The sequence below is a fragment of the Calothrix anomala FACHB-343 genome (assembly GCF_014696435.1).
Taxonomy (GTDB): Bacteria; Cyanobacteriota; Cyanobacteriia; order Cyanobacteriales; family Nostocaceae; genus Aulosira; species Aulosira anomala_A.
This window is the reverse complement of record NZ_JACJQG010000125.1, coordinates 1-10,880: the sequence shown is the minus strand read 5'-3', so window position 1 is coordinate 10,880 and position 10,880 is coordinate 1. Positions and strand designations below refer to the sequence as shown.

8 protein-coding genes and 1 pseudogene are annotated in these 10,880 nt (G+C 40.5%); 7 read left to right on the top strand and 2 right to left on the bottom strand.

Annotated elements, in window-relative coordinates; all coding sequences use genetic code 11:
* Positions 1 to 110: 110 nt before the first annotated feature.
* The 6 genes from H6G08_RS36190 to H6G08_RS36165 all read left to right on the top strand — a co-directional run bounded on the left by H6G08_RS36190 (position 111) and on the right by H6G08_RS36165 (position 8,793).
* Positions 111 to 824, top strand: a complete 714-nt coding sequence (locus H6G08_RS36190) for a DNA polymerase III subunit beta (RefSeq protein ID WP_242046438.1) — start codon at positions 111 to 113, stop codon at positions 822 to 824.
* A 95-nt stretch (positions 825 to 919) separates the two neighbouring features.
* On the top strand, positions 920 to 2,407 hold the full coding sequence (dnaX, locus tag H6G08_RS36185; RefSeq protein ID WP_190552032.1) for a DNA polymerase III subunit gamma/tau: 1,488 nt from the start codon (positions 920 to 922) through the stop codon (positions 2,405 to 2,407).
* Positions 2,404 to 3,384 carry a DNA polymerase III subunit delta gene (gene holA, locus H6G08_RS36180; RefSeq protein ID WP_190552030.1) on the top strand — a complete coding sequence of 327 codons (981 nt, stop codon included), beginning with the start codon at positions 2,404 to 2,406 and terminating at the stop codon, positions 3,382 to 3,384. Before dnaX ends, holA begins: the two co-directional genes overlap by 4 nt.
* Before the next feature lie 92 nt (positions 3,385 to 3,476).
* Positions 3,477 to 4,487 (top strand): hypothetical protein, encoded by a 1,011-nt coding sequence (locus tag H6G08_RS36175; protein ID WP_190552028.1) that lies wholly within the window; start codon positions 3,477 to 3,479, stop codon positions 4,485 to 4,487.
* 415 nt (positions 4,488 to 4,902) lie between these two features.
* Positions 4,903 to 6,060: a filament morphology actin-like protein FcmB gene (gene fcmB / locus H6G08_RS36170; RefSeq protein ID WP_390627081.1), complete on the top strand. Its 1,158-nt coding sequence runs from the start codon at positions 4,903 to 4,905 to the stop codon at positions 6,058 to 6,060.
* Between the two features lie 144 nt (positions 6,061 to 6,204).
* Complete coding sequence (locus H6G08_RS36165; RefSeq protein WP_190552024.1) at positions 6,205 to 8,793, top strand: DEAD/DEAH box helicase; 2,589 nt, start codon at positions 6,205 to 6,207, stop codon at positions 8,791 to 8,793.
* A 62-nt stretch (positions 8,794 to 8,855) separates the two neighbouring features.
* Here H6G08_RS36165 and H6G08_RS36160 read toward each other — a convergent pair whose 3' ends face one another.
* Both H6G08_RS36160 and H6G08_RS36150 read right to left on the bottom strand, forming a co-directional pair.
* Complete coding sequence (locus H6G08_RS36160; protein WP_190552022.1) at positions 8,856 to 9,203, bottom strand: hypothetical protein; 348 nt, start codon at positions 9,201 to 9,203, stop codon at positions 8,856 to 8,858.
* Positions 9,204 to 9,578: 375 nt separating this feature from the next.
* A pseudogene (locus H6G08_RS36150) lies at positions 9,579 to 9,896 on the bottom strand (DUF5674 family protein); the annotation flags it as partial.
* Positions 9,897 to 10,119: 223 nt separating this feature from the next.
* Here H6G08_RS36150 and H6G08_RS36145 point away from each other — a divergent pair.
* A complete protein-coding gene (locus H6G08_RS36145) occupies positions 10,120 to 10,776 on the top strand; it encodes a hypothetical protein (protein WP_190552034.1) in 657 nt (218 codons plus the stop codon).
* Positions 10,777 to 10,880: the final 104 nt, after the last annotated feature.

The following is a 10,880-nucleotide window of genomic DNA, read 5'->3' as shown; positions in this document are numbered from 1 at the left end:
AAATGAATTTATAATCACAATCAAACTAATATATTTTAATCCTTCGCCCAAAAATAACATATTTTGGGCTATTTTTATCAGACTTTTCTTAACATTCAACATTTCTGATCTTGACTGGAGTTCATATTCAACTCACACAGGAGAAGTTAAAGTTTATTGCTACTGATGGACATCGAGTCGCAATCACTGAACTTTCAATTCTAGGAATTGCTAGAAAACTACGCAAACAATTAGAATCTGAAGAAATAATCCAATTTACTCTTCCTGGTCGAGTCCTCAAGGAACTAGCACGTAACTTGGATGATTCTGTCGAATTCATTAATCTGTGGTATGATACCCAAAGTAATCGTTTGGGTTTTGCTTGGCAAGATATTATCCTTAAATGTCAATGTCTGGAAGGAGCTTACCCTGACTGCGAACAGCTATTGGCAAGATTTAGCTTTGACCAAGAAGTAATCATAGAAAAAGCATTCTTAGTCAAAGCGCTGGAACGGTTAGCTGTATTAACAGATAAAAAAGAAAAAGGTATTTACTTACAGTTTGATGGAACTTTACAGCAGGTACGACTATCAATTGAACGGGAGTTTGGCAAAGGCGATCAAGTTATTGCTGCTCATTTACCATCAGAAATGTCATTGAATATGCAGTTTAATCTCAAGTATTTGGTAGAAGCCGCCAAAGCAATTCCTAGTACCGCAATTAAAATACATCTGCAACAATCAGATCATCCTGCCATGTTAGTTCCTTATGGAGATAGACAAAATCCAGAACTAGAAATGTCCATGCGTCAATTCTTACTGCCACTGTATACTCAAAATGCTTAATTTTGAATTTTGAGTTTGTATTAGCTGCTAATTTTGAGTGAAAATTTTACCCCCTTAACAGGGGTAAGGGCGACAAATTAAGGTTAATTAATCCTATGTCTACAGTCGCCCTACATCAAAAATATCGACCCCAGACAATAGCCGAATTAGTTGGACAGTCTTACATCAAAACTGCTCTGACTAATGCTGTCAAACACCAGCAAATTGCACCAGCTTATTTATTCACAGGTTCTAGAGGCACAGGTAAAACTTCAACTGCTCGGATATTTGCTAAATCCCTAAATTGCCTCAACACTAAAAAACCAACTGACCAACCTTGTGGTGTTTGTCAATCCTGTCGTGCAATTGAAACCAGTAATAGCCTAGATGTTAGTGAAATTGATGCTGCTTCTAATAATGGTGTAGATGATGCCCGTGCTTTAATTGAGCGCAGTACCTTAGCACCTGTTGCAGGACGTTACCGAATTTTTATTCTCGATGAGTGCCATTGTCTAACTGGTAACGCCTTTAATGCTTTACTTAAGTGTATTGAAGAACCACCATCTCATGTTGTTTTCATTCTCTGCACAACAGAACTGCACAAGGTGTTACCTACCATTGTCAGCCGTTGTCAGGTGTTTAATTTCCGCACTTTGTCTGTTCAAGCAATTGTGCAGCACCTCCGTATTGTAGCAGATGCAGAATCTATCTCTATTGATGATGACGCACTAACAGCGATCGCCCGACTTAGCGATGGTGGACTCAGAGATGCACTGCAATTACTCGGTCAGGTGAGTCTTTTAGATGAAGATATCACTGCCAATCATGTTATGGAAATCGCTGGTGGTGTGACCCAAACAGAATTAATGTCAATTTTACAGGCAATATCCACCAACAACACCTTTAACTTGCTGCAAGTAGCAAGACTTTTAGTGGACTCTGGTAAAACGCCCAAATTGATTCTCTCCAACTTACTGCAAACATACCGAGATTTATTGATTATCAAGTCTGCACCCAAAGAGCAATCGCTGCTAACTGGTTGTGTTAGCTATGCTCAACTCAAGGTTTTAGCAAATCACTGGAATTTCGAGACGCTTAACTTGTCTCTAGCAGAGTTACAAAAAGCAGAAAACTATCTGCGGTACACAGTAAATGCTGCTGTGTGGCTAGAAGTTTGCTTACTGAACCTGATACCCAGTTTCTTGCCTGTCAGTGCAACCAAGACCCTAACTGCTAAACTTGTGCATGACGGCAAGTTGCTACCGACAGTTGGAGTATACACCACAAACAAGGTGACAGCTAAACCTGTAGATGACAAATTGTTACCAACAGTTGCAGCGCAGACTACTAACCTGGATCAAATTTGGCTTTCTGTGATGGATACAGCTAAACCCGGCAATCAAAAGCTGTTGGCTCATGCAAATCTTGTTAAATTGCAAGGTGACGAGGCGATTTTAGAAGTTACACCAGTTTACTTGAATAAGTTTGAGAGTAATAAAGAAGCGATCGCTAAAATGCTGCAACGAGCTACCCAAAGTCAACAACCAATGACTGTGTTAATTAAAACTGCCAACAAGAGCAGTAATGGGAGGGTAAAAGCATGATTGTCTTATTGGCAGGTGACGACCAACACGCCATCCAGGAACAGCTAAATCAATACAAAGCAGAGATTGATGCTCAATGGCTCACACTTTGCTATCACCGATTTCCAGCCGATCGCCTTGACCGAGCCATCAGCGTAGCTCGCACTCGTTCCCTGACAGGTGGCAAAAAACTGGTAATTGTCGAAAATTGCTACCTCAAGCAGTGGAATGATACTGAGTTAGAAACTTTGCAGCAGCTTGTTCAAGTGCCTGAATTCACAATATTGGTATTTGTCGCCACCAATGTGGATAAGCGCTTGAAGATTTACAGACATCTTGTCAAGTATGCGAAATTGTTTGAGTTTCCATTGATACCAGCTTGGCGTACTGATTTGATTGAAAAGGCGATCACAACTCAGGCGAAAAAAATCAAGCTGGTGCTGTTAAAGAATGCGGTGGAATATCTAGCACAAGCAATTGGTAACGACATGACCCGTGCAGCCACAGAGTTACGCAAACTGTATCTTTATGGTAATGGCAGACAACTTGAGCTTGCAGAAGTAAAACAGTTAGTGCCATGTCAGACTCAGAATAGCCTACAACTGGCATCTGCTATTCGCCAAGGAGAAAGCAATCAAGTTTTGCACCTGCTGGATGATTTACTGTCACGCTCGGAACCATTAATGGTGATTGTTGCTACTCTCCTAACGCAGTTTAGAACTTGGCTGTGGGTTAAGTCTGCAATTGTTTCTGGGGTTAAGAAAGATAGTGAATTAGCTCAACTGTGCAGTATCAGCAATCCTAATCGCATTTACTATTTGCGTCAGGAGGTAGCAAATACAACTATTACTGCTTTAGCTAAAGCAGTGTCTATGATGCTGGATTTAGAGATGTCTATCAAACAAGGTGTTGATAGCGCAACCTCTTCGCCTCATCGAGCATCAGGGAAGAATTTACTGCCAACAATTCTCAGTATTAGTAGACTCTTCCAGTCTTGAGTATAATTTATGTTATTAAACGCTTCCGTCAAATTTGATGGAAGCGTATGAGGAATTTAAAAGAATAAACCAGTTAAGAAAAGTAATCACCTATGTCTGACGATTCCCATCCTAATTCTGCTGTCAACGCTGCTGCTACAACCAACATTCACCACGCTAATTTACAGGATTTGCCTTTAAGTGCGGCGCGTAGATTATATAAAGGTGGGATTCGACCTGGAGAACCGACAAGAACCAGGGTACAAGCCCAAGAAATGTTAGAGAAGATTCCCCCTTCTCAACGCGCTGGTATTGACGGCAAATCTGCCGCTAATAATACCGAACAATATCTATCTGATAAACACGCTAGTCATATTAAACCCCACAGCAAAGGAGGGTCTAATAACCCCAACAATATCAAGTGGGAGAATGCCAAAGATAACATCTCTCGTGGTGATAAAACCATGAGTTGGCAGGAACAAATGAGACTGAATGCCAAATCGCAGTTTGACAACCTGGCTGGTGCTGTCAAAGCAGGTTTTCAAGCTGCACCTTTGGGGGCCGCTGTTGGTGCAGTGACAGCTGCACCTTTTTCGCTTCTAACTAATGCGCTGCGTGTAGTCCGAGGAGAAATTTCTGCACAGGAAGCGACTACAGCAACGTTAAAAGATACCGTCATGGGTGGTGCAGTTGGTGGTGCCACAGCATTTGCAACCACAACAGTAGCAGCAGCTTGTCCACCAATTGCGATCGCTTTAACCGTAGCAGCACCAGTTTTAGGTGTTGTTGGTGCTGCTGGTATGGTTTACGAGTTTTTCAAAATCCTCGATGACCATAAACAGGATGTAAAAGTATATTACGAGTCTTTAACTCAGCAAGAACTAGCGAATTTGCAAGCAATTGAAAATGAACTGATTTATGAACATCAGAAAAATCTAGAATTTTTGGTCGAAGCAGAAGCAATTAATCAAGAAATTACAAACCGTCCAATTGCACCAGGTGTAGAAGGGGCTATGCAACGGTTACGTGAATCAGCCGCTATTGCTCAATCCTTAGGACTCACATCAGCAGATAGTAAGTTGTTACCTGATTCTCAACTTCGTTACCTTCCTCCTCATTCCTAGATAATTATTCCAAAATTATATGATTTTTATAATTCCGCTTGTGTTCGGTGCTATAGGGGTAGCGGTTGGTGCTGTTGCAGGTGCTTTTACTGCTCATGCTGCTGGTGAAAAGGACAGACAAGCAGCCACACATCACAGAAAAGTTGCCAATGAATTAACAGACAAATACGCTTCTTTAGAGAAGAAATATTATGAATTTACTGATGAAAGCAAAAGGCAGATTAAGGATTTAACTCGTCAACACGCATTAGATGAAGTAGAAAAAGACTGTTTGCGTTTAGCAGTACGATTACAGCAAAGTCTGATTTCCTTAATGTGGGAGATTGATAGAGAACCTACAGCAGATGCTTTAAATATATTTCAAGCAGCAGTAGAACAAACTAACCAAGTGCTTGAACAATTAAGCGAGGAATTAATTGTTGTTCCTGATGACTATTATCCCCGCCTTTTAACAGCAATAGAAGCAAATACACCAATTAACAATGTGAAAGCAAATGAGATTAGTAGTAAAACTATTCTCAGTGTTGATTTAGGTAGAGTTGATACTAAAATTTGTATTAGCCGGGAGCCTAATAATGTAGTTTTCATTTCTGCCCATGTCAAGCACATCCCATTTGAAGAAATTTTTAATGGCTCCATATACAAATATACTAGTATACCTAGCGATCCGTTAATGAATCTATGGTTGGAATATAAAGGTAGTGGTTATGCTATTGGTAAATTAGCGGCTAAATTAGGTGCAAATCTCGGTATTGGTCAATCTAAAGTAGAAGATGCCCTAGTAAAAATATTAGCTGCGGTTGGCTACTTTAAACTCAAAGATGAAATATCTTTAGTCATAGGTTTACCTTTCTTATCCTTAGAACAATTTAAGAAAGAGAAAACACAGTTAATTAGTATGATTACTGGCCCTCATCTCATGAAATTTCGTGGCGAATCCATATATTTGAATATTTCTAAGGTATGGGTAATGCCAGACGGTTATGGTAGTTTGCTCTGGACGGAAGCTCAACCTCAAAAACGTGCAAGTCTCCCTGATTTTACAAAAATTACTGTAGCTATTGTTGATATTGGTCATCAATGCATTGATCTGCTGATGGTGGATAATTACCGATTTGTTAGAGATGCTTCTAAGAGTGAAGACTTTGGTATGAACAAGTTCTATGAATTGATAGCTGCTGAAATAGAAGGTGCAGATAGTCAGTCTTTAAGGTTAATTTCTGCTACCATAAAATCAAAAGGAGAACGCTTCTATCGTCCTAAAGGTGCTATTAAAGCCACAAACCTAGATGATTTTCTCCCCAACTTAATTGAGATGTTTTCACGAGAAATTTGTTCTCGTATCCTTGCTTGGTTAGATCAGCAAGAAGATTGGATAATGCACCCCGTAACAAATGTAATCATTACAGGTGGGGGTGGACAGTTTTTTTGGGAAGATGTCCAGCGTCTCCTTAAAGAGGCTAAAATTAATGCCTACTTAGCTGCACCTTCTCGCCAAGCTAATGCTTTAGGGCAGTTTATTTATGGTGAGGCACAATTATCTGCTAAATGCGCTTCTAGGGCAGAAGATTAATATTTCAATAGTCAAAATTAACAAACTTTGGGTTATTTACAGCAACGGTTACTTTAGCTTTAGCGCAAATAATACTACCTATCTTAATTTAATATCACTTCCCCAATGGGGGATTTTTTAGGGCAATGAGCGAAAAACACCGCCATGAACACGCCCAATTATAGTGCCTTACTACAAAGCTTTTGGACACCACCTCGTACACCCATTACAGAAAATTCCAACTCAAATAACCATCCTACTGAACCTACAGATATTACTGAATTTCTAGGTGAAGATTTACTCTGGCAACAGACTATCTCTGCCAAAGAACCTAATCTGAAAAATATCCCTAATGACCTACCAATAAAATTAATTAAAGCACTTCACTCATTAGGAATCACCCAACTTTACTCTCACCAATTTCAAGCCTTACAAGCAATTAGACAAGGTAAAAGTTTAATCCTCACCTCTCCCACAGCCAGTGGCAAAACTCTCAGCACATACCCCGCCATTCTGGAAGGTTGCATCAATGAAGAACATCGAGCATTAGCATTTTATGGACTACGAGCATTAGCGCTAGACCAGTTCCACAAAATCTCTGAACTACTCTCTACCATACCAACACAATCCAGACCAGTACTGGCAATGATCACTGGAGATGTCAAATCAGAAAAACGAGAACAAATCCTCAAGAGTGAACCGCATATATTAGGTGTCACACCAGAATTAATCCACTTTCAACTCAAGCAAGCCTGGAAATCCGCGCATTGGGCAGACTTTTATCAGCGATTGCGCTACATATTAATTGATGAAGCTCACACCCTTTCAGGTAGCTATGGCGCAAATATGTCCTGGCTGATTCGTCGCATTAAACTAGCAGTAGATCATTACGCTGGCGACTCCAAGAAACTGCAATTTATCTTCCTGAGTGCCACTTGTGGTAATCCTAAACAACTGGCTCTGAAAATCTCCGGCTTAAAACCAACTAAACTCAACCCCAAACCCCTAATTTGGATTCACAAAAGTGGAGCAGCTTCACCATCTAGACAAATAATTATCACTCAGCCCAGTTACAATCTGACTGGTGATACCGCTCGGATTATTCAATTTTTACTCAATCAAGGTAAGTCAGGTATCGCCTTTTGTAACTCCCGTCGCAGCGTGCGGGAACTAACAGAATTACTCAAATCAAACCAAGTAGCCGCCTTCTACAGTGGCATTACTTCTGAGCGTCGCGCAGAAGTAGTTGACCAACTCCAGTCTGGCACGATCAAGTGGATTATTGCCACAGAAGCATTAGAAGCTGGAATTGACCTACCAGAGTTAGAATGTTGCATTTTGCGTGGCTGGCCTGGTTCCAAAATGGCATACCAGCAACGCAGTGGTCGAGCCGGACGTTCACAACCTGGACTGACAGTGCTGCTTCCCAATGCTCTCAATCCCATTGACTGCTATGTAGCAGAACATCCAGAAATGCTGGTATCGCCAGAAGCTGAGGAAGTGTTCTTTAATGACGAATATCCCATCTTTGCTGCTAAACATTTGATGTGTGCAGCCGCAGAAACTGGTATTCCTACTCATAAAATCAAGCACTACTTTGGCACAGCAGCTTACGAGGTAGCAAAACTCCTGTTAGCCCAAGGGCATCTAAATAAAGGTCGTAATGGACTGTGGGCAAAGGGTTATCCCCATAAAGATGTTAACTTTCGGGGTGGCTTATCCCAAACTACCATCAAGCTAGTAGATGCAGAATCAGGGGAAGAACTAGAGGAAATCTCAGAAGATATTGCTCACCGCGAAGTCCATCCCCAAGCCATCTACAAACGACAAGATGCCAATGGACGAATGCTGACTTATCAGTGCATCTCCCTTGACTTGAACAGCAAGCAAGCAATATTAAAACAGACAGCAGATAGCTCACTGTTTACAGTTGCAGTTACGGAATCAGAAACCAGCAGCCTAACAGTGCTGACAGATCCGGTGAAGTTACCATTGCTGTTTTCTCAAGTCAGTGAAGTTGATGACTGTCAGGAATACTTAACCCTGGAACTTAGTTTTGGTGAAGTTAAACACATTACCAGTGGTTACAGTTTAATGACCCAAATCTATGAGCAGACTTGTTTGAACAAGCGGTGTCTTAACTACAAAGAGCCACTACCTAAAGAACGTCGTTGTCCGCTTTGTAGTAAACTCACACGCAAAGCTGTAATTGTGAAAACCCTGTCAGAAGAAAAGTTTGAGCAGCCTTTCCGTACTCAATTTTCAGCACCAATGGTAAAAGTAGCAATTAACTCAAGTGCGCGGGAATACCTCCAGCACAATGCCTTGGAAACTAGAACCAATTTAACCCGCAGTGGAGAACCTATTCCACCAGGCTATCAACAGTTGTGGGAATATTCCAGTCCCTTGATTGCTATCCACAGCTTTGGGCATCAAATTATGAGAGCGTTACAACTGGTGGCTAGAGTTGACCCAAAACAGGTGAATTTTACAGTAGTGAAGGAGTTAGGGGAAAATAACAATTACACAGGCTATTTCTATGATACCAGTGATGGTGGTAATGGTGCGGCTGAAGCTGTGTTTAAGCATCTGCCAAAACTTGCTGATGCTGCTAGAGCGATCGCACAGGATTGTAACTGCAATACTGGCTGTGCCAAGTGTCTAATTCAACATGGTTGCCCTGATGGTAACACTGCTTTATTGAAGCAAATGGGTTTAGTGTTATTAGATGCGATCGCCTCCACCGAGGCGTAGCCCATCGCTACACCTGATGTTTGACATGATCATCATCGTAGACATCCCTCAAGTTCCAGATTTTAATTTTCCAGATACTCAATCACTGCCTCCAAGTCTGCAATCGCCCTATTAAATCGATTGAGCATTGCTTCTGCTACTTCTGCTTGGGCGTTGACAGTCGGTAGTTTTTCCCTAACTACACTTTTGAGTGCTTCTAGCCACAACGACAAATTTGTATGTCGAGATGCTGTCAACAATCCCATATTGGTGAGAACAGACAAGTGAAACCCAAGTTGGTCTTGTCCACCATAACCCAAATATCCGTTACTAAGTTCCAACTTTTCTGGAGTAAATTCAAAATACTGGTCAGAGGTAATACCAGCAGATTCTAGTTTGGGTTGTGGTAATGGAGGTTGGGATTGAGTCATTATCAATTAGGATTGTTGTACAGCAGGTAATTTTGACATTTGCAAAACACTGTCTGACCAAATGCCAAGTTCTTGAATAATCTGGTTTTTAGCATCTGTGTCATTCCAAGCTTGTTCCCAGTTAAACAGCCAGCGTGTGAGAAACCTTCCTAAGTTTGCTAACTCAAAAGCATTGTCAATATCTATATCTGGGGCTATCCACTCAAGAAAATACATAGTCTCTCTAATCAGGCTTTTGACCACATCCTCATGTGTAGACTCACTGAAAAGTTGATTTATCCGTGCTAAATTAGTTGCCAATTTTCCCAATCTAACAGGAATACTATCTTGCACAAAGATTTCTTGCTCATAAGTTAAGCCACTATTCATCCTTTGAAACTCCATAATAATTGCGGCAACCTGTTCTCTAATCTTAACGTCGATAATTTCCATCGAACGATTCTGTCGGGGACGGAGATTAACCATAGACTCATAGATTATTTGTTGTGTATCAGGTCTGAAACTAGCAGCCCAAATATCACTCTGCTTACTGCCATTTTCTAGCAACACCTGTTCACAGTAGAAGTGCATTTCACCTCCCCCAGCCAGAATCCGACGCTCAATATCTACCGCTACCTTGATATAAAACTTTAACTCTTGTAGCATCTGTTCAATTTGCTCCGGTGTAGCACGAACTCTAATAATCTCAATCAAAAAACTTACTCCTATTAAACATACGCTTGCCCTGGCTATCTTGCCTAATTACAGCAGCCTTCAACTATCAACATTAAACCCGAATTAGTGCATAGCTTTTTAACTAAATTTTCTACTTTCTGCAACTGGCAATACGCTGTATATCTGTATTAAAGCATGATTAATCGAAGTAATTAATTTGCAGCTTACCGCTGCATGGGAGAGATGTTATATTCTCTCCACCATGCCAGTAATTAATCTTGCCGATATTCAACAAATTACTAAAACACAACAACAAGTTCTATTCCCAAGTCAAAAATATCATCCAAATCGCTCTGCCTTTGACTCTATAGTTGCAGATAATTTATCTTTGGTGATGAGACAAATACTTTTAGGTCTGCCTGTAGAACCTTTATTAAATGCCTATCCTCAAATTGCTCAGTGGGTTTCTCAAATACAGGAACTTGCACCGGAAATTTTTAAATATCGGAAAAAGTTATTAGTAGATAATCCAGTAATTGCACCTCTTGCAATTAATGACGATAAGCACTTTATTCAAGTATTAACAAATATAGCATTTAAACAAGGTATTCCCAGGCTTTACGAATGGGCTGTACGCAATCCTGGTTTAAGCTGGCAAGACCAAGTAAAATTGTGGGCTACGACTATACAATACTCAGTTAGTCCTAACCAAATGCAACTCGTAATTTTAGCATTACATCCTGTTAAACCAGCCCAAAGATTAGATGTAAGCTGGAATACAAAGAATCATAGACAGACTGAAAAATGGTTAATTAAACTACTGACTCAATCTCAGGAAAATAATTTACCATTCAATATAGTCAATAGTGAATTAACGTCAATGGTAGATTTAGAGGATATTTCTGAAGTCAGCATTTAAGAGGGTGTTTGAAAAGTTTTTAGGGGTCAAATTTTATGCTAGCCGCCTCACCATAATACGGATCATAGCAAGGTAGATAAAGGTTTCTGAAGTTTCGGGTAATA